This window comes from Serratia proteamaculans (genome assembly GCF_946227095.1).
Lineage (GTDB): Bacteria > Pseudomonadota > Gammaproteobacteria > Enterobacterales > Enterobacteriaceae > Serratia > Serratia proteamaculans_E.
The window spans coordinates 54,552-78,476 of sequence record NZ_CAMISV010000017.1; the positions used below are offsets into that span (position 1 = coordinate 54,552).

Sequence of the window (23,925 nt, forward strand, 5' to 3'; positions counted from 1 at the left end):
GTATTTTCACTCTACTGTCCGACGGACAAAAAAGAAAGGCGGGAAACCCCGCCTGACTCAGTTATTGCTGTGGCTGTCGTTCCAGCTGCGGCGGCGGCTGACGGAAGCGCCGGGTGAGATACGCCAGATAACCAAAGCCCAGTGCCGCCCAGATCAACCCCATGGTCAGCGAACTTTTTTCCAGGTTTAGCCAGAGCACGCCGACCGTCAGCGCCCCCACCAGCGGCAGGAACAGATAGTTAAAGCGGTCTTTCCAGCTTTTGTTACGCCCCTCGCGAATATAGAAATGGCTGATCACCGACAGGTTGACGAAGGTGAAAGCCACCAGTGCACCAAAGTTGATCAACGCCGTGGCGGTAACCAGATCGAAAGACAGCGCAGACAATGCCACCAGCCCCACCAGCAGTACGTTCAGTGATGGCGTGCGCCATTTCGGGTGGATATAGCCGAAATATTTTTCCGGGAACACGTTATCGCGCCCCATCACATACAACAGCCGTGAAACGCTGGCATGTGACGCCAGGCCCGACGCCAGGGTGTTGATAAAGGTGACGCACAGGAAAATCGACTGGAACAGCTTGCCGCCCACGTACAGCGCGATTTCCGGCAGTGCCGCATCCGGCTGATGGAAACGTTGGATAGTAGGGAAAAACAGTTGGATAAAGAACGACACGCTGATGAAGATCACCCCACCATACAGCGCCGTCAGGAAGATGGCCCGCGGGATCACCCTGGCGGCATCGGGCGTTTCTTCACACAGCGTGGTAACGGCGTCAAAGCCGAGGAACGAGAAACACAAAATGGTGGCACCGGTGATAATCGGCAGCAAATGCGCATTTTCACTGACGAACGGTTGCAAGCTCCACACCGTCCCCATGCCTTCCCCACTGTGCAGACCGCGCACCACCAGGAAGATAAACACCACGATGATCGCGACCTGGGCCAGCACGAACAGGGTATTGAAGTTGGCCACCAGATTGACGCTTTTCAGGTTGATGGCGGTAATGATAATCACAAAGCCCACCACCCAGACCCACGGCGGGACTTCAGGGAACAGCGCGGTCAGATAGATTTTCGCCAACAGGGTATTGATCATCGGCAGGAACAGGTAGTCGAGCAGCGATGACCACCCCACCAAAAAACCAACGTGCGGATTAATCGCCTTTTGTGCATAGGTGTAGGCAGAACCGGCGGTCGGGAACTGGCGCACCAGCTTACCGTAGCTGATGGCGGTAAACAGCACGCCGGCCAGCGCCAGCAGATAGGAAGCCGGTACGTGGCCGTCAGTCAGGCCGGAAACAATACCGAAGGTGTCGAACACCGTCATCGGTGTCAGATAGGCCAGGCCCATCATCACCACTTGCCACAGTTTCAGGGTTTTACGCAGTTGCGGCTTGGCCGCTTGATTACCGTCAATTGCATTAATCGTCATGACTCTTCCCCTCTTTGTCCTCTGCTGGTAACCGTTTAACGTCATTCAGAGAGGCCGCGGGGATACTGCTGCTCAGGCGGCGGGAAGTCGAAGAATCTCGGCCAACGGATGGCCCGTATTCACTGCGGCACGGGCTAATGCCCGCGCAAACTGAAGAAACAGTTAAGGCTGTCATGGTTCTTTCCTCGCCGACGTCCTGTACGCCAAAGTGGAAGAAATGCTTTACCGCTGCGCGTAGCTTCGCAGGCCACAGGATAGCCGGCGGAATGCGCCAGACGCGCGCGGTATCATGAGTTCGAGCGGGTTTAGGCGTTTTTCAGCATCCACTCGATTTCGGTTTCGGTGATCAGGCGCTCAAATTGCACCAGCTCATCCGTTTTACAGGCCAGGTAAACATGGCTGAACCTTTCCCCCAACAGCGCATTCAGCACCGGCTGATGCTCAAACTCATACAGCGCATCGCTCTGACGGATCGGGAACGGCAACCCTTCCTGCTCCAGCCCGTTGCCGGTGACCGGTTCTTGCAGCGGCAGCGTGGTTTCCAGACCGTAGACGATGCCGGCCAGAATGGTCGCCATCACCAGGTAAGGGTTGGCATCGGCCCCGGCCACGCGATACTCCACGCGATGGCTGTCGCGATCGCCACAGGGAATACGCAGCGCCACGGTACGGTTGTTATGGCCCCAGGACGCCTGAGTCGGCACGTACATGCCCGGCTGGAAGCGGCGGTAAGCATTGACGTTCGGTGCCAGCAGCGCAATAGAAGAAGGCATCAGGGCAATCATCCCGGCCAACGCCTGTTTCAGCAGTACGGAGTCTTCGCCGTCATCGTCGGCAAGGACGTTGTTACCCTGCCTGTCCAGCATGCTGATATGCACGTGCATGCCACTGCCAGCGTGTTCCTCGTAGGGCTTGGCCATAAAGGTGGCCTGCATGTTGTGGTTTTCCGCCACCATGCGGATCAGCCGTTTTAATGCCAATGCGTGGTCGCAGGCTTGCAGAACGTTATCGGTATGGTGCAGGTTGACTTCAAACTGGCCAGGCGAGGCTTCGGCCACCGCCCCGTCTGCCGGCAGGCCCTGCATGCGTGCCAGTTCGTCAATTTCACTCAGCACGTCGGCAAAGTGGTTAAGATTATCGACGGAGTACACCTGACTCTGGGTGTTACGCTCCTGGGTGCCCGGCGAGCACGGCGGCTGCAAATAGCCTTCCGAATCGCGTTGGCGATCGATGAGATAGAACTCCAACTCTACCGCTACTACGGGGGATAGCCCGCGCTGACGCAAACGCTGCCAAACTCGGTTCAGCACATTGCGCGGTTCAACGTCAAAGGGAGTACCATCTTCATCCAGCATGGTGAGCAGCACCTGGCCGATATATTGCGGATCCGCCGCCGACGGTGTCAGGGTGCCCAAGACCGGTACACAAATATGATCCGGCTCACCCAGTTCCTGGCCCAGCCCGGCCTCTTCAACCACATTCCCGAGAATATCCATCGCAAACACCGACGCCGGGAAGTAACAGCCCTTCTCCAGCTTGCTCAGCCCGCCCACCGGAATGCGCTTGCCACGGAAGCTGCCGTTAAGATCGGTCAGCAGAACGTCAACGTGCTGAGTTAATGGATAACACTCCAGGTACTTCTTCACTTCACGTTGGAACGCGCTACTTCGCTTTTCTTCGTGGTGCTGAACAAAGTTTTCCACTTCTACTATGTTGGTCTGCATGATTCACCCGCCATGTATGTTTTTGTCTGTGGTTCTCACACTTATTGCCGTCGATGTTTTTTGACCATCTTGCTCAATATAATGTCCACCAATGAAACATAGATGCAACAAAATTGTTTTGCAAGTGTTACTTTGAGTTTGAATATTGCCCATTTGACTGCTAGATTTATAAAATATTGAACGAAAACGGCAGTGGAGAAGCTTATCGTTCATAATTTCGAACATACCAAGGGGACAGCATGGGCAATATATTTAACAGACCAGTGGTCGGCGTAGTGATGTGCAGGTATAGGTTAAACGGGCATCTCACTCAGACCTTGCAAGAAAAGTACCTAAATGCCGTCGTGGCCGCGGGAGGGTTGCCAATCGCCCTGCCACACGCGCTGGCGGAACCCAAACTGCTGGAAGAATTGCTGGAGCACCTCGACGGTATTCTGCTGCCGGGCAGCCCCAGTAATGTGCAGCCGCACCTTTATGGTGAAAACGGCGATGAGCCTGACGCCGATCCTGGGCGAGATGAATTGAGCCTGGCGCTGATCCGCCACACGCTCGACAGGCGCATTCCCCTTTTCGCCATTTGCCGCGGTATGCAGGAAATGGTGGTCGCCAGCCAGGGCACCCTTCACCGTCGGCTGTTTGAACTGCCCGAACTGCTCGAACACCGTGAAGATCACGACCTGCCGCTGGAACAACAATACGCCCCCGCCCACGAGGTCATCGTTCAGGAAGGCGGCTTACTCTCGCAACTGATACCGGATTGCAATCGATTCTGGGTCAACTCACTGCATGGCCAGGGAGCAAAAACCCTCGGCCCCGACGTACGCATCGAGGCTCACGCGGCCGACGGATTGGTGGAAGCCATCAGTCTGCGCGACCAGCCCTTTGCGCTGGGTGTGCAATGGCACCCGGAATGGAACAGTGAAGAGTACGCCCTGTCGCGCCTGTTGTTTGAGGGGTTCATTAGCGCCTGCCGGAACCATCAAAAGGAAAAACGCCCATGAGCGATGTCAGCTTGGCACCGGGAAAACGTCTGTCACAAATCCGCCAGCAGTTGGGATTGTCGCAGCGCCGAGCGGCCGAACTGTCTGGATTAACCCACAGCGCCATCAGCACCATCGAACAGGACAAGGTCAGTCCGGCCATCAGTACCTTGCAAAAGCTGCTGACGGTGTACGGGCTGTCACTGTCGGCGTTCTTCGCCGAACCGGAAATTCCGGATGAACCGCAGATTGTTATCGACAGCCAGGATCTGATCGAGATTGGCAGCCAGGGGGTATCGATGAAGTTGATCCACAACGGCGACCCCAATCGCACTCTGGCGATGATGATCGAAACCTATGAACCGGGTACCACCACCGGCGAACGTATCAAGCATCAGGGGGAAGAGATCGGCACCCTGCTGGAAGGCGAAGTGGTACTGCAGGTCAACGGGCAGGCTTATCACCTGCTGGCCGGCCAAAGCTACGCTATCAACACCGGCATTCCCCACAGTTTCAGCAACACGTCGGCGCGGATTTGCCGGATTATCAGCGCCCATACGCCGACGACATTCTGATCAACGGAGCAAGGTATGGACTTCCACCATCTGCAGTATTGGCAACACCGGGCGCAAGCCCTGAAAATTGAGAACCGACTGTTTATCAATGGCCGCTATCAGCAGGCCGCCGAAGGCCAAACCTTTGCCGTGGAGGATCCTGCCGGGCAACGTGAGTTGACCCAGGTGGCCCGGGGCAGCAGCGTCGATATTGATTTGGCGGTCAGTGCAGCGCGTGAGGTGTTTGAGCGCGGCGACTGGTCCAGAGCGGCCCCGGCGCAGCGCAAGGCCACTTTGCTGAAGTTGGCAGAATTGATGGAACAACACCATGAAGAGCTGGCGCTGCTGGAAACGCTGGATACCGGCAAGCCGATCCGCCATAGCCTGCGCGACGATGTGCCCGGCGCGATCCGCTGCCTGCGCTGGTATGCCGAAGCGGTCGATAAGGTTTACGGTGAAATCGCCCCCACCGGCGGCGATGCGCTGGCGTTGATCGAACGCGAACCTATCGGTGTGGTCGGTGCCATCGTACCCTGGAACTTCCCACTGTTATTGGCCTGCTGGAAACTCGGCCCGGCGCTGGCCACCGGTAACAGCGTGATCTTGAAACCCTCTGAAAAATCCCCGTTAACCGCAATCTATCTGGGCAAGCTGGCACAACTGGCCGGGCTGCCGGACGGCGTGCTGAATATTGTCCCCGGCTACGGTCACGATGCCGGTAAGGCGCTGGCGCTGCACAACGATGTCGACGCCCTGACCTTTACCGGATCCACCCAGGTCGCCAAGCAACTGATGATCTATGCCGGTCAATCCAATATGAAACGGGTATGGCTGGAGGCTGGCGGCAAGAGCGCCAATATTATCTTTGCCGACTGCCCGGACCTGGACAAGGCTGCCCAGAGCGCCGCCGCCGGCATTTTCTATAACCAGGGACAGGTGTGCATCGCCGGTACCCGACTGTTGGTGGAAGAGAGTATTCAGCAAGAGTTTTTGCAGGCATTGCGGCGGCATGCAGCAGCCTTCACGCCGGGCGATCCGCTCGATCCGACGACGGTGATGGGCACGCTGATCGACCAGGGCCACTGCGAGAAAGTGGCCGACTATATCGAGCAGGGGCTGAGCCAGGGTGCCGCGCTGTTCCTGGACGGCCGCGAGCATCCACAGAACGGCCATGTCGGCTACCTGGGCCCAACCATTCTGACCCAGGTAGATAACGCCATGAGCGTGGCGCGTGATGAAATTTTTGGCCCGGTGCTGGCAGTCACCAGTTTTAGCGGCGAACAACAGGCCATGCAGTTGGCCAACGACAGCGACTACGGATTGGGTGCCGCCATCTGGACCCGCGACCTGTCGCGTGCTCACCGGCTAGCTCGCCAGTTAAAAGCCGGCACGGTGTTCGTCAATAACTACAACGACGGGGATATGACGGTCCCGTTCGGCGGTTACAAGCAAAGCGGCAACGGTCGCGACAAATCGCTGCACGCGCTGGAAAAATTCACCGAACTGAAAACCACCTGGATTTCGCTGGAATAAGGGCAGATATCATGACTGAACACGTAAAAAGCTATTATGCGGCCTCGGCCAACAGCCACGCGCCCTACCCGCAGTTGAATGACTCTATCGAATGCGACGTCTGCATCGTCGGCGGCGGCTACACCGGTCTGTCTTCGGCGCTGTTCCTGGTGGAAGCCGGTTATAACGTGGTGGTGCTGGAGTCCGCACGCATCGGCTTTGGCGCCAGCGGCCGCAACGGCGGCCAACTGGTGAATTCCTACAGCCGCGACATCGACGTGATTGAACAGCGCTACGGTGCGGAAAGCGCCCGTATACTCGGTGGCATGATGTTTGAAGGCGCAGAGATCATTCGCAGCCGTATCCAAAGGTACGCCATCGAATGTGACTATCGCCCCGGCGGTATCTTCGCCGCACTGAACAACCGGCAATATCACGCGCTGATCGAACAGAAACAGCACTGGGAGCGTTACGGCAATACCCAGCTTGAACTGCTGGATGCTGAGCGCATCCGTCAGGAGGTCAACAGTGAGCGCTACGTCGGTGCACTGCTGGATCACAGCGGTGGGCATATTCATCCTTTGAATCTGGCCCTCGGTGAAGCCGAAGCTATCCGCTTGCAGGGCGGGCGCATCTTCGAACAGTCGGCCGTCACTAACATCCGTCACGGTGAACCGGCCATCGTCAGCACGGCCAGCGGCCAGGTGAAGGCGCGCTATGTGATCGTGGCCGGTAACGCCTATCTGGGTGATAAGCTGGAGCCGAGACTGGCCAAGCGCAGCATGCCGTGCGGCACTCAGGTGGTGGCCACCGAACCGCTGGCACCGGAAGTGGCGCAGTCGCTGATCCCGCAGAATTACTGTGTCGAAGACTGTAACTATTTGCTGGATTATTACCGTATCACCGGTGATAACCGCCTGCTGTACGGCGGCGGCGTGGTGTATGGTGCGCGCGATCCGGACGATATTGATAACCTGATCCGCCCTAAACTGCTGAAAACCTTCCCGCAGTTGAAAGGCGTGAGTATCGATTACCGCTGGACCGGCAATTTCCTGCTGACGCTGTCGCGCATGCCGCAGTTCGGTCGCCTGGAAAATAACGTCTATTACATGCAGGGCTACAGCGGCCACGGCGTGACCTGTACCCATCTGGCAGGCAAGCTGATTGCTGAATTAATGCGAGGCGATGCGGAAAGATTTGATGCCTTTGCCAAACTGCCACACCTGCCGTTCTTCGGTGGCCGCAACCTGCAAATTCCGTTTACCGCGATTGGCGCGGCTTACTACCAACTGCGCGATCGGATTGGGGTGTAAAGCATGCAGGCCCGGCGTTTAGCTCCGCCGGGCCTGAGGATTAATGCTTAAACAATCTTCGGTTGGCCGTCTGAAGCGGTCGCCCCACCATCCACCGGAATGTTGGCACCGTTGATAAAGCTGGCGTCGTCACTGGCCAGGAATGCCATCACCGCCGCCACTTCCTCCGGCTCTGCCGCACGCCCCAGCGCAATACGTTCGTTGAATTTATCGCGAATTTCCTGCGGCCAGCCGTTGGTCATATTGGTTTTTACCAGGCTCGGGCACACCGAGTTCACCCGCACGCCGTCACCGCCGTGATCCAGCGCCATGGCACGTGTCAGGTTTACCACTGCCCCTTTCGCCGCACAGTAATAGGCCGCCCCCCAGTCGCCACCCAGGCCAGAGACCGAAGCGGTGTTAACGATGCAGCCTTTGGTTTTCAGCAGATAAGGCATGGCGAATTTGGAACAGAAGATCACGCCGTCGATGTCTACCCCGGCGATGCGACGCCAGTCAGCCACGCTGGTTTCCAGCACGCTGCCCGCCACGTGCACGCCGGCATTGTTCAGCAGCACGTCGATGCGGCCCAAATTTTCCGCCACTTCGTTCATCATTTTTTCAACCGCGACGTGGTCAGAAACGTCGATATGCACCGCCAGCGCCTTGCCTTTCGGCAGCGAGGCCGCCACTTTGTCTACCGCTTCTTTCGCCCAGTCAGCCAGCACCACGGTAGCACCCTCAGCGGAAAACCGACGTGCTGCCGCTTCCCCCATCCCGTTGCCTGCGCCGGTGATGATGACTACTTTATTGTCGAAACGCATAAGAACTCCTCCATGTGAATGTATTCTGATAAGTCATACAAATCCTGATTGAATCGAGGATAAAACTCATGGGCGGAGAGGGACAGTCAAAATGTGCGGTTTTCTAATCAAAAAGAGGTATTCACTGCAAATTCAATGCGTCAGAACAATCAATATCAGAATTAAGCCAACCATTTGATGAAATTGATAAAATTCTCTGGCGTGACTATTTATAGGCCGCACTATCAGCCATCAATAAGTTCAGTCACGGCCCTATATCGCCGTTTACCGGTAAGCAGTGGTAATCAAAACCCGGGCCGCTGAGGGATGGCGGCCACGGGCAGGCTTATTTTTTCTCAATCGGCACCACCAGCAGATCGACTTGCAGGTTGTTGATCGCCTGCCGTGCCGACGATATCCACCGGCTCCAGATATCGTGATGATGACCGAAGAGGATCAGGTCGCAACCCTTGTCTTTTGCCGCCCGATTTAACTCCTCCACCAGGTCGCCACGCCCGATAATCACCTCTTCAACCGGGTAAGACGAGTGGTCTTTAATCGCATTGAGCATATTTTTCACGCGTTCGGAAAAGGTGCGATCCGTGTAGTTGTATTCGCCTACGCCCAGTTCGGCGTAATAGCCAGTATGATGAATATCGATATAGATCAGGGATAATCTGGCATTCAGCGCTCCAGCCAGTTTGGCGCCTTTGCCCAGCAAGAACTCGGCATCTTCGCCGAGATCGGTTGCGACCAGGATATGTTGATAAGTCATGATAACTGCCCTCCGCATCGAGCCAGTAAACAAGATGGCGCTCCCTGCCAGAGGCTGTTCGCAGGTTTCTTTTGCAACTTAAGTTTAGTTCAGCAATGAAATCATCGCCTGCCTGCACCATCGTTCTGCTGATGGAACGATGCATCCTAACTTTCCCCTCTAGCGGAAATCCCCCTTCTCCCTACACTAAAGCTTAGAACTGAGGCCCAACCCTGGTTCTTAAGCCTTAATGAGTATCCACACCTAGCGATGACAGAGGAATTTAAAGATGAGCACTCCCGCAAACTTCAATGGTCAGCGTCCTGTTATTGATGCTAATGACGCCGTCATGCTGTTGATCGACCACCAGAGCGGCCTGTTTCAAACCGTCGCTGATATGCCAATGACCGAACTGCGTGCCCGCGCTGCCGCACTGGCCAGTATCGCCACCCTAAGCAAATTGCCGGTGATTACTACGGCCTCAGTGCCACAAGGCCCAAACGGCCCGCTGATCCCAGAGATCCATCAGAATGCGCCGCACGCACAGTATGTTGCCCGTAAAGGGGAAATCAATGCCTGGGATAACCCGGATTTCGTCGCCGCGGTCAGGGCGACCGGACGTAAAACTTTGATTATCGCCGGTACCATTACCAGCGTCTGCATGGCTTTTCCGTCAATCAGTGCCGTCGCAGAGGGCTATAAGGTCTTTGCCGTCATCGATGCCTCAGGCACCTATTCAAAAATGGCGCAGGAAATTACTCTGGCCCGTGTAGTGCAGGCTGGCGTAGTACCGATCGATACCGCCGGCGTAGCCTCTGAACTTCAGGGCAGCTGGAATCGCGAAGATGCGCAACAATGGGCCGAGGTCTATACCAAAATCTTCCCGGCGTATCAGTTACTGATTGAAAGTTATGTAAAAGCGCAAGACGTCGTGAAAAACAATGAGGTGCTGGATTCCCAACGCTGATAACGACCACCGTTCAACAGGCCGGTTTTACCTTGAGTCTGTTGAACGGCAGGCATAAAAAAACCCCGGCACAGGCCAGGGTCATCAATGTTTGTCGGTCACTTTCCCGACTGTCATGTTATGGCGTAAGCGTCCGTCCAACACTCCAACCTTACGCAGCCTAAGCACAACTTTTTCACAACAGAAAAACAGACTGAATCACTGTCGATATTATTATTACGACGCCAATCTTTTTTGCTGTTGCCAATAACCATTGCTATTGGAATATTCTGAATATAAATATTTTAGATAAACTCCGGGTAATCCCGGAGTTTATTCAGGTAATTCTTTTATTTCTTATCTGCTCCGGTTTACACCTTCTTCGCTATCGTAAGAAATAAAACACTACCTATAAATTATAAAACTACTACGTTACCGGCAGAAGGACCCTTCTGACCGTTTTCGATAGTAAATTCAACGCGCTGACCTTCATCAAGCGTTTTGAAATCATTGCTCTGGATAGCAGAGAAGTGCACGAACACGTCTTTGCTGCCGTCTGCCGGAGAGATAAAGCCAAAACCTTTACCTGCATCAAACCATTTTACCAAACCAGTCATTTTAGTAGACATAGATATTTCCTTTATATTTTTGAGACGCCATAAGGCGATTGAGGTCTGTTTTTATTGGAAACTTACTTGGGCACTAGAGAAGGAAATTCGCGGAAGAAGAGGTATCTATGGGATATCACTAATACTGAGAACTGCTTTACTAAAACTGCTTTCATAAGGTCTGTACTACAAACCGATGGCGTTATTTATACACGAGGGAATTATTTAAGCAAGGAATATTTATTATAATATTTATACACACCATTTATTATTTATCCACCACCGCGTCCTTGGCCGCGCCCAGTAAGGGCCTAACGGCCCTATAGTGCAAAAAGGCTTAGCCGATAACCGCAATTCCCAGCCGTTCCATCATTTGAAACACCTGGTAGCTGTCCAGTTTCACGCCCTGCAGATCGGTACTGCGCAGGTCCAGCTCCCCCAGTTCCGAGTTGGTCAGGTCACATTGGGTAAAGTTGGCGGCACGCCAGTCAAATGAAGAGAATTCGCCGCCGGACAGATCGGAGCCGCTAAACGTCGCGCCGAGGATTTGCGCGCTGTTCCAGCGATTTTCCCACAGCTCACACTTCTCCAGCACCACTTTTGAAAAGTTGGCGTAGCTCAGGTTACTTTTGGTGATGTAAGCGCTGCAAAACCAGGTGCGCGGCGTGATCATATTCATAAAGCTGGTGCCGCGAAAATCCGCCCCCTGCGCCCGGCACTCGCGGATTTCGATACCTAGTGCACTGGCGTTTCTAAAGTCCGCCATCGACAGGTCACAGTTTTTGAAACTGGCATCCTTCAGCAAGGCACGGCTGAAATTTCCCCCCTGCTGGCTTTCGCGATCGTAAAACTGACAGTCGATAAATTCGGTACCGGTCAGGTCAGTGCCCGAAAAATCGCAGTTGATAAAACTGCCGTTTTCAATTTTCTCGCCGGTAAACCGGTTACGAGCAATCTTTTCACCCTTCAACGCCAGCGTCATCGCGACACACCTGTTTATTTGTACAGTCAGTGGCGCATTATAAGCAGAACTGCAGGCCGGAGAAAAATGCTTTGGCCGGTTTTTTCCGGCTCACAGCACAAAAAAACACAACGCCGGGTGAGCGCGGTTAAGCCTGTCGCACCTGAAGTCGGTTCATGTTCACACCGCCAGTCTGCGCCTGCAATACGCCCTGTTCAATCAACGCGTACAGCCGAAAATTCAGAAAGGTGTCGCCTACCCCGTAGGGCGAATTCACCATCGCGTTACCCACCACCCGGGAACCCTGGGTAAAGTCGCTCGGGCAATGTTGCAGCAACAGTGGGTCATGGAAATCCAGCGTTTTCCCCTGCACCTCACATTGCGTAAAGATCCGCACCGGGGCGTTCTCCTTCAGCAGACGGTGCCAGTCGGCAATGAGAGCAGCTTTGTCTTCTGCCGTCAGCTCAGACCGACGAACCCACAAGGATTCGAGCGTTTCAATCGGACAACTGCCAGTGGCTTCGCTTCCGGCAAGTTCAGTGACGTTGACGATAAACACTGAACGCTCCCCCAGCAAAGGCAACAACGCGCGCAACATCAATTGCTCATCGGGATTATCGCTAATCCACAGCGTCATCTGCCCGCTGACGGCGGACAACTGTGTTCTCAAGTTTTCCATCGCCGTCAGGCGCTGGGAGGAAGAGTCCCATTCGGGGGCGTGAATAGAGTGATGCAAATCTTGAAACCAGCGGGCACGGGCCTGCAGACCCCGATCGTCATCCAGCGCGTACAGCGGCCCAAATGACAGATTATCGGTGAAATCCAGTACGTTCTCTCCCGGGTAAGCCAACCGCACGCAGCCGCCCGACAGGGCAATATGCACATCCTTCATTAACGCTCTCCTCCGCCTGTTCCCTAAAATAATCCTGGGGTGAATTTTGCCAACTTTCTCCCGCTGTCACTAGACAAAAAATCCTAATTTGTCCGGTTGAATGGCATAAAAAAAACCGCCCTGGGGCGGTTGATTATCGGTAGCGGGAATTATTTCAGCGCTTTCTGGATGGCGTCGGCCATCGGGCCAAGGTGTTTTTCAGCGGCTTTCAGCTGAAAATCCACGCCCCGTCGGTGGGCGCTACGGCCCTTCATGGCGACCCGGCGGCGTTCTGACCATCGCTAAACGCCACCTTGACGAGGCTAAACTCGCGCGTGCGATCGGCATTGGCCGTATCGGCAAAGAGACGAGGATAACGTGAATTGACGACCCAAACCTCGCCATCCTTGACGGCCGCCGCAGTGGGTCCATCCAATCCCGGCGGCGTGGCAACCGCGGTAATGCGGGCGCTAGCCCAGCCGTCGGATGAAGAAAGCAGCGTCACATCCCCCGACATGCCCTGCCCGACGCCAGGGAAAGACTGTACCACCACCAGGGTGTCAGGGCTTTTGAGACGTAATCCGTCGGGCCCTTTCAGACGCTGTGGCAGCTTGATTTCGCTTAGCGCGTGCGTTCCATCCAGCGCCACCTTCCACAACAGACCACGGGAATAGTCCCCGGCGATCAGATAGCCGTCCGGGTGGTAAACAATGCCGTTGAGATAGGGTTTAGCCCCCGACGCCGCAGTGGTCGCAACCGGCATCAGGCGTTCGGAACGCACCAGTATCGAAACCGCCTTGGTTGTCTGGTCGATTTTATAAATCTGCGGTTGAAAACTATCGGTAACGTAGACATTGCCTTGCGCGTCGATGGCCAGATCGTTGGCGAGCGTCGGTCCTTTGCTCAACGGCGAGAAATCATATACATGCTGCAGTGCACCGGTGTCGAGATCAAACTCAAGCACCTGCGCGACGCGATTGCGCGTACCGGGTGAAGATTTGAGCGCAATGCCTACATCTTCGTTGCAGACCAGCACGCGGTTGCGCACGGCGTCAACGACAATACCGGAAGTCGTGATTTGTGAACGACCGGCGGCGAAACGCTTGTAGCGCCCATCCTCATAAACCAGGCCAATCTGCCCGCCGCGCAGCGACGAAACCAGAAACGCCCCGGCGCGTTCATTCCAGGCAATGCTCTCGGGATACCCCCCAGCGACATCGGGGACAAAGGTGATAACCTGCGCGCCCTGGGTCGGCGCGACAGTCGCAAAGAACAAGACGAAGCTGACCAGCAGCGTAATCCCACCAAAGCGCAGCGGTGAAGTTGATGATGATACGGTGTTCTGGAACATGACAGGAAACCTGGTAATTAACCGGATCTGCATAGTAGGTTGGGGCTGAAAACAGCACTAGTCGGAAAAAAGGCAATACGCTAATGAAAAAATCACAGCAATCATGCGGTGGGTTGCTCGACGTGGTTCGCCAGCGAAACGGCACAAAAAACCGCCCTGGGGCGGTTGATTAACGGTAGCGGGAATTATTTCAACGCTTCTTGAATGGCGTCGGCCATCGGGCCAATGTGTTTTTCAGCGGCTTTCAGCTGAAAATCCACGCCGTTACCGTCGTTGGTATCGGACAGCGTGGCCTTGATCAGTTCCAGCGCCGCTTGCACCGCCACCAATCTTTTATGCTGCTCATCCGTGATCGGTTTGGAGCTCATCGTGGCCGGGTAGTATTGCTCTAACATCGTTCTCTCCTTGTGATTACGCTAGTGACTAACTTAACAGAATTTAAAGGTATTTCTAATGGGTCGAACCACAGAATCCTCACTCTCCACGCTGATATATGCCCCCGCCAAATCAATCTGGTGAATAAGTGAACTATAATTGCTCAATCTGAGTTTTCCAGCAGGTGAACCATTATGTCCTTTAAAGGAAGCTGTCACTGCGGCGCCGTCACCTTTACGGTGAACGCCGATCTGCCCCATGAGGCCCTGAGTTGCAACTGTTCAATCTGCCGCCGTAAAGGCATGTTGCTGGCGTTCTTCCCGATCGACTGCTTTGTACTGAACAGCGGCGAAGACTTACTGCGCGGTTACACCTTTAACAAACACATCATTCAGCACCAGTTTTGCCAAACCTGCGGCACCGAGGCCTTCGCCTATGGTAAAGGCCCGGATGGCGCGGCAATGTGCGCCGTTAACCTGCGTTGCGTACCGGAGCTGGCACTGGACTCATTGAAGATCCATCCGTTTGACGGTGCCAGTGCCTGAACGGAAATCAGGCGGGGTAACCCCCGCCTGCCCGCTACTCCAGATAAAACACTTCGGTTAACGCCTCACTCACAGGGCTGTTATCGGCATGACTGGGCATCAGTTCACGCATCGACAGCCACCAGCGTTGGCATACTTCGGTCGCCGCGACGGCCTGCCAGCGTGCTTCCGACTCAATCTCAACCACGGCAAACAGCAGGCTGCGATCGCTATCAAGGAAGATACTGTAGTGATGCGCGCCGTGTTGCTTTAGGGTCTGCGCCAACTCAGGCCAGATCGGCGCATGGCGACGCTGATACTCCTGATGCGCATCAGGGTTTACCTGCATCACAAAGGCCTTGCGGATCATAGCTCACGCACCACATTGAGCGCCGCCGCCCAGGGCTTCACCTCAAAACGTTCGCCTAGCGCAATCAACTGCGTTTTACTGATGGTTTGCTTCATCCCCTGCATCGACAACACCTTCACCAGTACCTGCGCCGATTTTTCAGCGGTATCGATCAGGCCGAAGGCGTCGTCCAATGATGGACCGCTGGCAAAAATACCGTGGAACGGCCACAGTACCAGCGAGTGTGAACACATCTGCTGCGAGGTGTGCTCACCCATCTCGTCGGTGCCCGGAACCCTCCAGGGCACAATACCCACACCGTCGGGGAACACCACCAGACACTCGGTGCTGCCTTCCCACAACATGCGGGTGAAGCTTGCCGAGTCCAGCTCCAGCACGTAACTCAGGGCAATCAGGTTGGTGGCATGACAATGCATAATCACCCGATCGCGTCCCTCGGTCAGGGTTTTACGCACGCAGTGTGACTGGAAATGTGATGCCAGCTCCGAGGTTGGCACACCGCCGTTAGTTAGCCCCCAATAAATGCTGTAGGCGTGGCCGTCCTCGCTAATCCGCAGCAATACCAGGCTGTCGGCCGGATCGAGCTGCACATTGCGGAAAAACTTGCCGGAACCGGTCACCAGGAACCAGCAGTTGGCCAGTTCCACCGCCGGTTGGCTCAGTTCGACGCGGCGCGGCTGCGGATAAAAATCCGCCGCGAACGGCTGCACCTCCTCGTCCAGCAGGCGCAGGCTGACGTTGCCGCCGTTGCGTTCGTCCCAGCCTTTCAGCCACATATCCGAGGTGGCTTTCACCATGCCCTGAACAAACCATGAAGAAAGAAGTTGTTGCATACGGCGCCCTTAACGTTGATTGAGAATTTGTTTTTCGTACTGACGAACTTCGCCAAGCCAACCGGCATCGGCGGGTACTTCATGGCGCAGGCAATACATTTCCCAGACCGCCTGCCACGGCAGCGATTTCTGCTCTTCCAGCATTGCCAGCCGGGCGGTGTAATCGCCGGCGTTTTCCAGACGGCGCAGCAATTCCACCGGTTCCAGCAACGCGCGTAGCAGTGCCTTGCGGGCATTGCGCGTACCGATCACCCAGGCAGCGATGCGGTTAATAGATGCATCAAAGAAGTCGAGGCCGATATGCACCTTGTCAAACAGACCGTGACGCACAATTTCATGGGCGATGGCCTGGGTTTCGTCATCCAGCAATACCACATGGTCGCTGTCCCAGCGCACCGGACGGCTGACGTGCAGCAACAGGCGTGGCACGAACAGCATGGCGGTGGAGATCTTGTCGGAAATCACTTCGGTTGGATGAAAATGCCCGGCATCCAGCGTCAGCGCCACCTGGCGGCTGGTGGCATAGCCCAGATAGAACTCGTTAGAGCCGACGGTGTAGCTTTCTGCGCCAATGCCAAACAGTTTGCTTTCCACCGCGTCGATATGGTGCCGGGGATCCAGCGGTTGGCTGATCACCTCATCCAGTGCGCTTAGCAGGCGTTGTCGTGGTGCCATCCTATCAACGGTGAGATCTTTCATGCCGTCCGGCACCCAGATATTCATCACCGACGGCGTGCCGAGCTGCTCGCCAAAATAGGCCGAAATGCGGCGGCTGGCCTGGCAGTGTTCGATCCAAAAGCGCCGAATCGCCGGATCGGCGTGCGCCAGGGTGAAGCCGTCACTGCTCAAGGGATGTGAAAAACAGCTCGGGTTAAAATCCAGTCCCAGATGATGCTCCCTGGCCCATTCCACCCAGTGGCTAAAATGCGCCGGTTCAATGGCATTACGCTCCACCGGCACCTCGCTTTCCAGATAGATCGCATGCAGGTTCACCCGCTTTGGCCCCGGGATCAGCGATATGGCGCGTTCCAGATCGGCACGCAGCTGGTTGGCGTTGGTTGCCCGGCCCGGGTAATTGCCGGTGGCCTGAATGCCGCCGGTCAGGGCCGCCTGCGGGTTTTCAAAGCCGCGCACGTCATCGCCCTGCCAGCAGTGCATCGAGATCGGAATGCTGTCCAACTGCGTCAGCGCCAGCTCGACGTCGATGCCGAGATCCTCAAAACGCTGTTTGGCGAGCGCAAACGCCTGTTCAATAGGTCGGGTCATAAGCAAAGCTCCTTGATCGCGGGATTAAGCGTCTGAAACCGCAGCCAGCCGGCCGTAAAGACCCCGAACGGCTGCGGTGAAAAAATCTGTTGCGGGAAGTTTTCAGCCACCAACTGCCGGAAGGTAGCGACATCTGCCACCTCACCCAGCGCGATCAATTGGCTGCCGATGTTGCCCAACGTCGAGGCTTCGACTGGCCCGGTTGACAGCGGGATCCCGCAGGCGTCGGCACAAAGCTGGTTGAGTAAAGGGTTCTGGCTACCGCCACCGACGATATGCAAGTGGCTGAAGGGTCGCCCGCGCAGGGCCTGCAACTCGCCCAGCACCTGTCGGTAAAGCAGCGCCAGGCTGTCGAAAATGCAGCGCGCCAGCGCCGGAGGACTATAAGGCGTCGGCATGTCCTGCTCGATACAGGCCTGCTGGATCTCAGCCACCATCGCCACCGGGTTGATAAAGCGCGGATGATTGGGATTGATCAGCGATCGACAGCCCGGCTGCGCCGCCGCCTGCTCGACCAGTTGGCACAGGTCCGTGATATTCAACTCCTCACACACCCGCTGCAGCAGCCACAGCCCCATAATGTTCTTCAGCACCCGGTAACGCCCTTCGACGCCGCCCTCGTTGGTGATATTGGCCGCCTGTGCTACCGCACCGGTGTAAGGGTGCCGACTCTCAAAGCCCATCAACGACCAGGTACCGGAGCTCAGATAGGCGGCGTGTTGACCCTGCAGCGGCGTCGCCAGCACCGCACTGGCGGTGTCATGAGTCGCTACCGCAATCACCGGCACCTGCGTCCCACTGGCCATCCGCCAATGCCCGACGGTATTCCCCGGCGCTGTCGGGTGACCGAACCAGGCGGCTTTGGCACCGGCCCAGGCCAGCAATTCAGGATCCCAGTCGCCGCTGTGAATATTCAGCAGTTGGCTGGTAGTCGCGTTGGTATATTCCCAGTTCAGTTGCCCGGTGAGCCGGTAATGCAGGTAATCCGGGATCAGCAAGGCATGGGCGACTTGACTCAGTAATTCGGGATGACGTTGGCTGAATGCGCGCAACTGATAGAGGGTATTGAAAGGTAAAAACTGGATGCCGGTGCGTTGATACAGCCATTGGGTGCCCATCTCGCGCTGTGCCTGTTGCATCAGCCCGTGGGTGCGGCCGTCGCGGTAGGCAACCGGCAGCCCGACTCGCCGCCCTTCGCTATCCAACAGCAGATAATCCACGCCCCAGGTGTCGATCCCTATGCTGTCCGGCGTGATGCCTTGCTGATCCAACTGCTGCAGCCCCTGACGAATGGCGTGCTCCAGCCCGTCGATATCCCAACAATCGTGGCCGTCGATCGACACCAGTTGATTACGAAAGCGGGTGACTTCTTGCAGGCTAATGGTCCGGTCGTCGGACTGATAGCGCCCCAACATCACACGGCCACTGGAGGCACCAAGATCGATGGAGACAATATTGCGAGTGCTCATGGGGTTGCTTCCTGATGAATCGATGGCATCAGTCTAAAACCCCAGGCAAACGACACCTTATCACCACTGCCAGCCGGCCAGGCGGGTTGGCAATACGGCAAAGATTTACGCGATACAGCTCACGTTTTGTTTTTTTACCGCCTGTGATGCCGCGCGCACTTTGGCTTTTTTCCGCGCCATTCTTGATAAATGAACGCAGTGTGACGCCTTTTTGCGTTGCAAATTAAAGGCGACCGCCCGACGCCTCCTTTAGTATCTGTTACAAATTGGTTAACGGAGATCGAAAGATGGCTATCCTGCACGGCAGTGATTTTTTCGCTTCAAGCCCCTACCCGGTCGTGATTGAACCGCGGGAACCCCAGTCGAGCTTTCCTGAACATCATCATGATTTTCACGAAATTGTGATTGTGGAACAGGGTGCCGGAACCCATGTGCTGAACGGTCGACCGCAAACGCTGTGCAGCGGCTGCGTGTGTTTTATCCGTGATTGCGATCGCCATCTCTACGAGCAAACCGATAACCTGCATCTGACCAACGTGTTGTACCGGGGTCCTAACGCCTTCCGCTTTCTCGCCGGGCTGGATCCACTGTTGCCGCTGACACAGGATCAGCAGCCGCACTGGCGTATCAACAATAAATTGCTGGCACAGGTGCAAATTATTATTCAGCGGCTGGAGCAGACCCCAGTGACATTCAGCCTGGAGCATTTGGCGCAGCAGGAACTGCTGTTTATGCAATTGCTGGTGCTGTTACGACAGGGCTGTATAGCCACTGCCGTTGACGATCAGGAAGGTCGTCTGCGGCAGCTATTGGACTGGCTGGCGGATCACTACAGTGATGAAATCAAATGGGATGAGTTGGCGGATCGTTTTTGCCTGCCCTTACGCACCCTGCATCGCCAGATGAAGAAGCAGACCGGCAACACTCCGCAGCGTTACCTCAACCGGCTGCGGCTACTGCAGGCGCGGCAAATGCTGCGGCAGGATGAAACCCGCATCACCGACATTGCCTACCAATGCGGATTTGGTGACAGCAATCACTTTTCCACGCTTTTCAAACGTGAGTTCGGCTATTCCCCCCGTACTCTACGGCAGAACGATTTCTTAACCTGAGGTGCCACGGTGAAAAGCCCACTTCTGTTGGCCAAAGAGGATTATCTGCCATCGGCACTGATGCCGGTGGCGGTTGCCGATCGTGCGCCCCAATCGTCATTTCCGCCGCACATTCATGAGTTCAGCGAAATCGTCATTGTCTGGCGCGGTAACGGCATGCACGTACTGAACGATCAGCCATGGCGGGTGACCTGTGGCGATATGTTTTATATTCGCGACCACGACTGCCACAGCTATGAATCGGTCAATGATCTGGTACTGGACAATATTCTCTACTGCCCGGAACGCTTCCAACTGGCGATTGGCTGGGCGGAACTGCTGCCACCGGACCGGGCTCAGCATCAATCTCACTGGCGGCTGACCACCCGGGGAATGGCACTGGCACGCAGTGTGATCCAGCAGTTGGCACTGGAAAGTTGTAAAACCGACCTGTTGTCGATCCAGCTCACCGAGGCGCTTTTTCTGCAACTGGTGCTGATCCTGCGTCGTCATCGCTATGCAGTCGGCCAGGACGATCAATTACCGGAAGGCGAACAACTGGATTTGCTGATGGCAGCCGTTCAGGGAGACAGTGGTGCACATTTTGAGCTGGAGGCATTCTGCCGACATCATCACCTGGCAGAGCGCAGCCTTAAGCAGCTGTTTCGACAGCAGACCGGCATGACCATCAGCCACTATCTGCGCCAGTTGCAACTCTGCCGGGCAAAATCCCTGCTGCGCGGCAGTGATGAACTGATCGGTGAAGTGGCCGCCCGCTGCGGCTTTGAGGACAGCAACTATTTCTCGGTGGTGTTTACCCGTGAAACCGGCGTCACCCCCAGCGCCTGGCGTCAGCGTTTTAAACGCGCCGAACGCCCTGCCGCCGGGGTAAAACGCTGATCAGCCCGCCATGCCCAAGCCAACAACGTTGGCGGCCAGAATGATCGTCAAGCAGCCGATACACAATACGCTGACCGGGCGACGGCCGGCGTTTTTCCACTCTCTTAGCAATAATCCCACCAGACCGCCACACAGCACATAGAAACTCATGTGCAGCATCCAACTGATAAAGTCGTACTGCGCGGGAATGTTGGCATGGCCCCAGGCATAGAAGAAGAATTGCAGGTACCACATGGTACCGCCGAGCAATGAGAACAGTACGTTGGCCACCAGCAGCGATTTGGCCTGCGAGAAATCAGCCTTGACTGATAGATCCGCTTTGACCGCCAGGCGAATAAAACAGTAGGCCAGGTTAACCAGTGCCCCGCCCCCCATGATCACCACGTAGCTCGGCAACGCCACATACAGCGGATCAATCCCCAGATTCGCGGCAGCCTGGTGCATGGGTTTAGCGGCATCCATCGCAAACGACATACCGGCGGAGAAAATGCCGCACATCACCGCCAACAGCAGTCCTTTGCGCAGATTAAACTCTTCGGCGCGAATGCCCATCGCCCGCTCTTTCAGCACCCCGGCCCACGAAACAATCACCACGCCAATCAGGGCAATGGCAACGCCCAGCAGCGTCAGCTTGCCACCGGCGGAGCTGAACAACGCCACAAAGCGCCCTTGCAACAGTGGGGTCATCAGCGTGCCTACCACCAGCGTGATGCCAATGGCGATACCAATCCCCATCGACATGCCCAGATAGCGCATGGTCAGGCCGTAGTTGACGTTACCAATGCCCCACATGGCGCCAAACAGGAACACCGGCAGCAGAGTCGACAGGCTGAAAGCACTGTAATAGCGCCAAAAGTCCGGCAGCAACACATAGCTTACCGCCCAGGGCAGGATCAACCACGACATCAGGCCACCGATCGACCACATGGTTTCCCACGACCAGCGACGAACTTTTTTGAACGGGGCATAAAAACAGGCGGCGCTGGCAGCGCCCACCAGATGCCACAGGATTCCCAGCATGACAGCGTTATTCATTATTATTGATTCCTTCATTGCTTGTGATGAGGACAAAAAACAGGCGTGAAGGAGTCTATGAATATTGTCCGGCGCGCAACCTTAGCCTGACTGCCAGTTCTGACGGAAGCTGGCAAAATCCAAGGGGTAACGCTGACCGGGATCACAAATTCATCTCAAGGCTGCACAGGCGAAAGGCAGTGGCCTGAAGAAGAAGGTCTGGCTGCCATTCTGGCGGCGAAGCTGGCAGTGAGGCAAAGGTTTTTAACACCCGAAGGTCATTACCATAACAAGGCATTAATAATAATCCTGTGGAGCCCTCTCATGACCCAGAACCAAAAACGAATGTATATAAACGGTGAATTTGTTGCCCACCACACTGGGCGCTGGATTGATGTCATCAACCCGGCCACCGAGCAAGTGATGATGCAAATCCCGCAAGGCGGTGCGGACGAAGCCAGACGGGCCATTGATGCCGCCGAGGCCGCACAACCTGGCTGGGAAGCGCTACCCGCGGTTGAGCGCGGCCAGTGGCTGCATCGGCTGGCCGCCGGCGTGCGACGCAGAGAGCCGGAACTGACGAGGTTGATCGTCGCCGAAGGCGGGAAAACGCCCGAGTTGGCCAAGGTGGAAGTACTGTTTACCGCCGACTACCTCGACTATATTGCCGAGTGGGCGCGCCGCTATGAGGGGGAGATCATCCAGAGCGATCGGCCGAATGAAAATATCTTCCTGTTCAAAAAAGCCATTGGCGTGGTAGTCGGCATCCTGCCGTGGAACTTCCCGTTCTTCCTGATTGCACGCAAGGCCGCACCGGCACTGCTGACCGGCAATACCATCGTGATCAAACCCAGCGAACTGACGCCAGGCAATGCGTTGCTGTTTGCCGAGATCGCAGATGAGATCGGCCTGCCGTCCGGCGTGTTTAACCTGGTGACCGGCTACGGGCCGGAACTGGGCCAGGCGCTGACGGCTAACCCGAAAGTGGGCATGGTCAGCCTGACCGGCAGCGTCGGCGCCGGTGTCGCCACCCTGCACGCCGCCGCAGACAACGTCACCAAGGTATCGCTGGAACTGGGCGGCAAAGCCCCGGCGATTGTGATGGCCGACGCCGATCTCAGTCTGGCCGTCAAAGCCATCGTCAGCTCACGCGTCATCAACAGTGGCCAGGTGTGCAACTGCACCGAACGCGTTTACGTGCAGCGGGACATTTATCCGCAGTTTATGGCCCAGTTGACCGAGGCTTTCCGTCAGGTCACCTTTGGCGATCCTAATCAACAAACCGGGCTGGATATGGGGCCGTTGATCAGCGCCGAGGCGCTACAGCGAGTAGAAGATAAAGTGGCGCGAGCGGTCAGCCAGGGCGCGACGCTGGTGATGGGCGGCCAGCGCGCAGCGGCTACTTTTTTCCGCCGACGATCCTGAGTGACGTGCAGCAAGAGATGGAGATCATGCATCAGGAGATTTTCGGCCCGGTGCTGCCGGTCAGTTGCTTCGACAGCTTTGACCAAGCTATTACTATGGCCAACGACAGCGAATACGGTCTCACCTCGTCTATTTTCACCCGAGATCTCAACGTGGCAATGATGGCGATCAAGCAATTAAAGTTCGGTGAAACCTACGTCAACCGTGAAAGCTTTGAAGCGATGCAGGGCTTCCATGCCGGCTGGCGTAAGTCCGGCATTGGCGGCGCCGATGGCCGCCACGGACTGGAGGAATATCTGCAAACCCAGGTAGCCTATCTGCAATTCCAGTGATTAATGCCTATTACGGGGCCCCATCACGGGGCCTCAGCGGTAAACGGAGAACTTTTTGGTCAGTGGCTTAAGCTGTTCGGTATCCCCATACAGTGCTACCGCCACGAACTCCAGCTTTTCATATTCGGTATTGGCGGTATCGGCGATTTGTTGCTCTGCCGAATGTGACAGCATGGTGGTGGTAAAGAAGTTGGCCAGGACTCCCTCTTCCTTGCATTTCAGGACCAGATTACTGAGCTGACTGCTGTTTTTTGCCTGCAGGATCACGATCGGATAATGGCTCATATTGGCGCTTACGCCTTCGATAGCGCTGGGATAATGATGAAATTCGCGCTGTTCGATCAGATCGGTAATACCCGCCGTCAAATGGCAGGACGCATTGAACAGGGTTGCCGGTTCATGGTTGCGGTTCAGGATGATATAGAACTTCTTCTCGTTGTCGCTGTACATACACTTCTCCTTGGTGAAGCAAGTGTTTTACCCGTCCATTAAATAAGTTTCAATGATGTAGATCAGCCAAGCACGGCTACAGGGGAAT

Annotated in this window: 23 protein-coding genes and 1 pseudogene; 9 read left to right on the plus strand and 15 right to left on the minus strand. The window is 55.8% G+C overall.

Translation table 11 applies throughout. The features are described from left to right. Nucleotides 1–61 precede the first annotated feature (61 nt). Both OC597_RS24155 and OC597_RS24160 read right to left on the minus strand, forming a co-directional pair. Nucleotides 62–1,432 (minus strand): APC family permease, encoded by a 1,371-nt coding sequence (locus OC597_RS24155; protein WP_261415909.1) that lies wholly within the window; start codon nucleotides 1,430–1,432, stop codon nucleotides 62–64. Nucleotides 1,433–1,737: 305 nt separating this feature from the next. Beyond that, the gene (locus OC597_RS24160; RefSeq protein WP_099065571.1) at nucleotides 1,738–3,156 is read right to left on the minus strand and encodes a glutamine synthetase family protein; all 1,419 of its coding nucleotides are present in this window, start codon (nucleotides 3,154–3,156) and stop codon (nucleotides 1,738–1,740) included. A gap of 239 nt (nucleotides 3,157–3,395) precedes the next feature. On the opposite strand from OC597_RS24160, the gene puuD reads away from it, so the two are divergent. From puuD to OC597_RS24180, 4 genes are read left to right on the plus strand one after another with little or no spacing between them, the layout of a single operon-like run. Then, on the plus strand, nucleotides 3,396–4,157 hold the full coding sequence (gene puuD, locus OC597_RS24165) for a gamma-glutamyl-gamma-aminobutyrate hydrolase (RefSeq protein WP_262210793.1): 762 nt from the start codon (nucleotides 3,396–3,398) through the stop codon (nucleotides 4,155–4,157). Further along, on the plus strand, nucleotides 4,154–4,711 hold the full coding sequence (gene puuR, locus OC597_RS24170) for an HTH-type transcriptional regulator PuuR (protein WP_085116363.1): 558 nt from the start codon (nucleotides 4,154–4,156) through the stop codon (nucleotides 4,709–4,711). Before puuD ends, puuR begins: the two co-directional genes overlap by 4 nt. A gap of 15 nt (nucleotides 4,712–4,726) precedes the next feature. Next, nucleotides 4,727–6,223: an aldehyde dehydrogenase PuuC gene (gene puuC / locus OC597_RS24175; protein WP_261255500.1), complete on the plus strand. Its 1,497-nt coding sequence runs from the start codon at nucleotides 4,727–4,729 to the stop codon at nucleotides 6,221–6,223. An 11-nt stretch (nucleotides 6,224–6,234) separates the two neighbouring features. Beyond that, nucleotides 6,235–7,515, plus strand: coding sequence for an NAD(P)/FAD-dependent oxidoreductase (locus tag OC597_RS24180; protein WP_261462425.1), 1,281 nt, complete (start codon nucleotides 6,235–6,237; stop codon nucleotides 7,513–7,515). A gap of 47 nt (nucleotides 7,516–7,562) precedes the next feature. On the opposite strand, the gene budC is transcribed toward OC597_RS24180, so the two are convergent. Beyond that, on the minus strand, nucleotides 7,563–8,318 hold the full coding sequence (budC, locus tag OC597_RS24185) for a meso-2,3-butanediol dehydrogenase (protein ID WP_262210795.1): 756 nt from the start codon (nucleotides 8,316–8,318) through the stop codon (nucleotides 7,563–7,565). Between the two features lie 325 nt (nucleotides 8,319–8,643). Then, on the minus strand, nucleotides 8,644–9,072 hold the full coding sequence (locus tag OC597_RS24190) for a universal stress protein (RefSeq protein WP_262210797.1): 429 nt from the start codon (nucleotides 9,070–9,072) through the stop codon (nucleotides 8,644–8,646). 268 nt (nucleotides 9,073–9,340) lie between these two features. On the opposite strand from OC597_RS24190, the gene OC597_RS24195 reads away from it, so the two are divergent. Beyond that, entirely contained in the window at nucleotides 9,341–10,018 is a 678-nt protein-coding gene (locus tag OC597_RS24195; RefSeq protein WP_261255507.1) for an isochorismatase family protein, read from the plus strand. 395 nt (nucleotides 10,019–10,413) lie between these two features. Here the strand turns inward: OC597_RS24195 and cspE are convergent, their stop codons facing one another. From cspE to OC597_RS24220, 5 genes are all read right to left on the minus strand, one after another. Beyond that, nucleotides 10,414–10,626: a transcription antiterminator/RNA stability regulator CspE gene (cspE, locus tag OC597_RS24200; RefSeq protein ID WP_012006483.1), complete on the minus strand. Its 213-nt coding sequence runs from the start codon at nucleotides 10,624–10,626 to the stop codon at nucleotides 10,414–10,416. A gap of 316 nt (nucleotides 10,627–10,942) precedes the next feature. Beyond that, entirely contained in the window at nucleotides 10,943–11,587 is a 645-nt protein-coding gene (locus OC597_RS24205) for a Qnr family pentapeptide repeat protein (RefSeq protein ID WP_261284393.1), read from the minus strand. A gap of 127 nt (nucleotides 11,588–11,714) precedes the next feature. Next, nucleotides 11,715–12,458 carry a DUF3658 domain-containing protein gene (locus OC597_RS24210; RefSeq protein WP_261255510.1) on the minus strand — a complete coding sequence of 248 codons (744 nt, stop codon included), beginning with the start codon at nucleotides 12,456–12,458 and terminating at the stop codon, nucleotides 11,715–11,717. Between the two features lie 250 nt (nucleotides 12,459–12,708). After that, nucleotides 12,709–13,788 (minus strand): SMP-30/gluconolactonase/LRE family protein, encoded by a 1,080-nt coding sequence (locus OC597_RS24215; protein ID WP_262210801.1) that lies wholly within the window; start codon nucleotides 13,786–13,788, stop codon nucleotides 12,709–12,711. Nucleotides 13,789–13,973: 185 nt separating this feature from the next. Beyond that, complete coding sequence (locus OC597_RS24220; RefSeq protein WP_037422351.1) at nucleotides 13,974–14,183, minus strand: hypothetical protein; 210 nt, start codon at nucleotides 14,181–14,183, stop codon at nucleotides 13,974–13,976. A 174-nt stretch (nucleotides 14,184–14,357) separates the two neighbouring features. On the opposite strand from OC597_RS24220, the gene OC597_RS24225 reads away from it, so the two are divergent. Further along, entirely contained in the window at nucleotides 14,358–14,708 is a 351-nt protein-coding gene (locus tag OC597_RS24225) for a GFA family protein (RefSeq protein WP_262210804.1), read from the plus strand. A gap of 34 nt (nucleotides 14,709–14,742) precedes the next feature. Here OC597_RS24225 and rhaM read toward each other — a convergent pair whose 3' ends face one another. Genes rhaM through rhaB form a run of 4 tightly spaced genes read right to left on the minus strand, consistent with a single transcriptional unit; the run spans nucleotide 14,743 to nucleotide 18,625 of the window. Then, nucleotides 14,743–15,057 carry an L-rhamnose mutarotase gene (rhaM, locus tag OC597_RS24230; RefSeq protein WP_261255514.1) on the minus strand — a complete coding sequence of 105 codons (315 nt, stop codon included), beginning with the start codon at nucleotides 15,055–15,057 and terminating at the stop codon, nucleotides 14,743–14,745. After that, nucleotides 15,054–15,890 (minus strand): rhamnulose-1-phosphate aldolase, encoded by an 837-nt coding sequence (rhaD, locus tag OC597_RS24235; protein WP_262210806.1) that lies wholly within the window; start codon nucleotides 15,888–15,890, stop codon nucleotides 15,054–15,056. The genes rhaM and rhaD overlap by 4 nt, the downstream gene beginning before the upstream one ends. Before the next feature lie 9 nt (nucleotides 15,891–15,899). Continuing rightward, the gene (locus OC597_RS24240) at nucleotides 15,900–17,156 is read right to left on the minus strand and encodes an L-rhamnose isomerase (protein WP_261462418.1); all 1,257 of its coding nucleotides are present in this window, start codon (nucleotides 17,154–17,156) and stop codon (nucleotides 15,900–15,902) included. Beyond that, nucleotides 17,153–18,625 carry a rhamnulokinase gene (gene rhaB / locus OC597_RS24245; RefSeq protein ID WP_262210808.1) on the minus strand — a complete coding sequence of 491 codons (1,473 nt, stop codon included), beginning with the start codon at nucleotides 18,623–18,625 and terminating at the stop codon, nucleotides 17,153–17,155. The genes OC597_RS24240 and rhaB overlap by 4 nt, the downstream gene beginning before the upstream one ends. Before the next feature lie 287 nt (nucleotides 18,626–18,912). Here rhaB and rhaS point away from each other — a divergent pair, with 287 nt between their 5' ends. Continuing rightward, nucleotides 18,913–19,737, plus strand: a complete 825-nt coding sequence (gene rhaS / locus OC597_RS24250; RefSeq protein WP_262210810.1) for an HTH-type transcriptional activator RhaS — start codon at nucleotides 18,913–18,915, stop codon at nucleotides 19,735–19,737. 9 nt (nucleotides 19,738–19,746) lie between these two features. After that, entirely contained in the window at nucleotides 19,747–20,616 is an 870-nt protein-coding gene (rhaR, locus tag OC597_RS24255) for an HTH-type transcriptional activator RhaR (RefSeq protein ID WP_261423690.1), read from the plus strand. On the opposite strand, the gene rhaT is transcribed toward rhaR, so the two are convergent. Beyond that, complete coding sequence (gene rhaT, locus OC597_RS24260; RefSeq protein WP_262210813.1) at nucleotides 20,617–21,651, minus strand: L-rhamnose/proton symporter RhaT; 1,035 nt, start codon at nucleotides 21,649–21,651, stop codon at nucleotides 20,617–20,619. A 303-nt stretch (nucleotides 21,652–21,954) separates the two neighbouring features. Between rhaT and aldA the strand changes: the two are divergent. After that, nucleotides 21,955–23,387, plus strand: a pseudogene (gene aldA, locus OC597_RS24265) (aldehyde dehydrogenase). A gap of 33 nt (nucleotides 23,388–23,420) precedes the next feature. Here the strand turns inward: aldA and OC597_RS24270 are convergent. Further along, nucleotides 23,421–23,837: a DUF2000 domain-containing protein gene (locus OC597_RS24270; RefSeq protein WP_099064856.1), complete on the minus strand. Its 417-nt coding sequence runs from the start codon at nucleotides 23,835–23,837 to the stop codon at nucleotides 23,421–23,423. Nucleotides 23,838–23,925: the final 88 nt, after the last annotated feature.

Coding starts and splice junctions, on each gene's coding strand:
- OC597_RS24210 (WP_261255510.1), bottom strand. CDS start 12,458: ATGAAGGATGTGCATATTGCCCTGTCGGGCGGCTGCGTGCGGTTGGCT.
- puuC (WP_261255500.1), top strand. CDS start 4,727: ATGGACTTCCACCATCTGCAGTATTGGCAACACCGGGCGCAAGCCCTG.
- rhaD (WP_262210806.1), bottom strand. CDS start 15,890: ATGCAACAACTTCTTTCTTCATGGTTTGTTCAGGGCATGGTGAAAGCC.
- OC597_RS24195 (WP_261255507.1), top strand. CDS start 9,341: ATGAGCACTCCCGCAAACTTCAATGGTCAGCGTCCTGTTATTGATGCT.
- OC597_RS24205 (WP_261284393.1), bottom strand. CDS start 11,587: ATGACGCTGGCGTTGAAGGGTGAAAAGATTGCTCGTAACCGGTTTACC.
- OC597_RS24155 (WP_261415909.1), bottom strand. CDS start 1,432: ATGACGATTAATGCAATTGACGGTAATCAAGCGGCCAAGCCGCAACTG.
- OC597_RS24220 (WP_037422351.1), bottom strand. CDS start 14,183: ATGTTAGAGCAATACTACCCGGCCACGATGAGCTCCAAACCGATCACG.
- OC597_RS24270 (WP_099064856.1), bottom strand. CDS start 23,837: ATGTACAGCGACAACGAGAAGAAGTTCTATATCATCCTGAACCGCAAC.
- cspE (WP_012006483.1), bottom strand. CDS start 10,626: ATGTCTACTAAAATGACTGGTTTGGTAAAATGGTTTGATGCAGGTAAA.
- OC597_RS24240 (WP_261462418.1), bottom strand. CDS start 17,156: ATGACCCGACCTATTGAACAGGCGTTTGCGCTCGCCAAACAGCGTTTT.
- rhaT (WP_262210813.1), bottom strand. CDS start 21,651: ATGAATAACGCTGTCATGCTGGGAATCCTGTGGCATCTGGTGGGCGCT.
- OC597_RS24190 (WP_262210797.1), bottom strand. CDS start 9,072: ATGACTTATCAACATATCCTGGTCGCAACCGATCTCGGCGAAGATGCC.
- rhaS (WP_262210810.1), top strand. CDS start 18,913: ATGGCTATCCTGCACGGCAGTGATTTTTTCGCTTCAAGCCCCTACCCG.
- OC597_RS24160 (WP_099065571.1), bottom strand. CDS start 3,156: ATGCAGACCAACATAGTAGAAGTGGAAAACTTTGTTCAGCACCACGAA.
- rhaM (WP_261255514.1), bottom strand. CDS start 15,057: ATGATCCGCAAGGCCTTTGTGATGCAGGTAAACCCTGATGCGCATCAG.
- rhaB (WP_262210808.1), bottom strand. CDS start 18,625: ATGAGCACTCGCAATATTGTCTCCATCGATCTTGGTGCCTCCAGTGGC.
- puuD (WP_262210793.1), top strand. CDS start 3,396: ATGGGCAATATATTTAACAGACCAGTGGTCGGCGTAGTGATGTGCAGG.
- OC597_RS24215 (WP_262210801.1), bottom strand. CDS start 13,788: ATGTTCCAGAACACCGTATCATCATCAACTTCACCGCTGCGCTTTGGT.
- OC597_RS24180 (WP_261462425.1), top strand. CDS start 6,235: ATGACTGAACACGTAAAAAGCTATTATGCGGCCTCGGCCAACAGCCAC.
- puuR (WP_085116363.1), top strand. CDS start 4,154: ATGAGCGATGTCAGCTTGGCACCGGGAAAACGTCTGTCACAAATCCGC.
- OC597_RS24225 (WP_262210804.1), top strand. CDS start 14,358: ATGTCCTTTAAAGGAAGCTGTCACTGCGGCGCCGTCACCTTTACGGTG.
- budC (WP_262210795.1), bottom strand. CDS start 8,318: ATGCGTTTCGACAATAAAGTAGTCATCATCACCGGCGCAGGCAACGGG.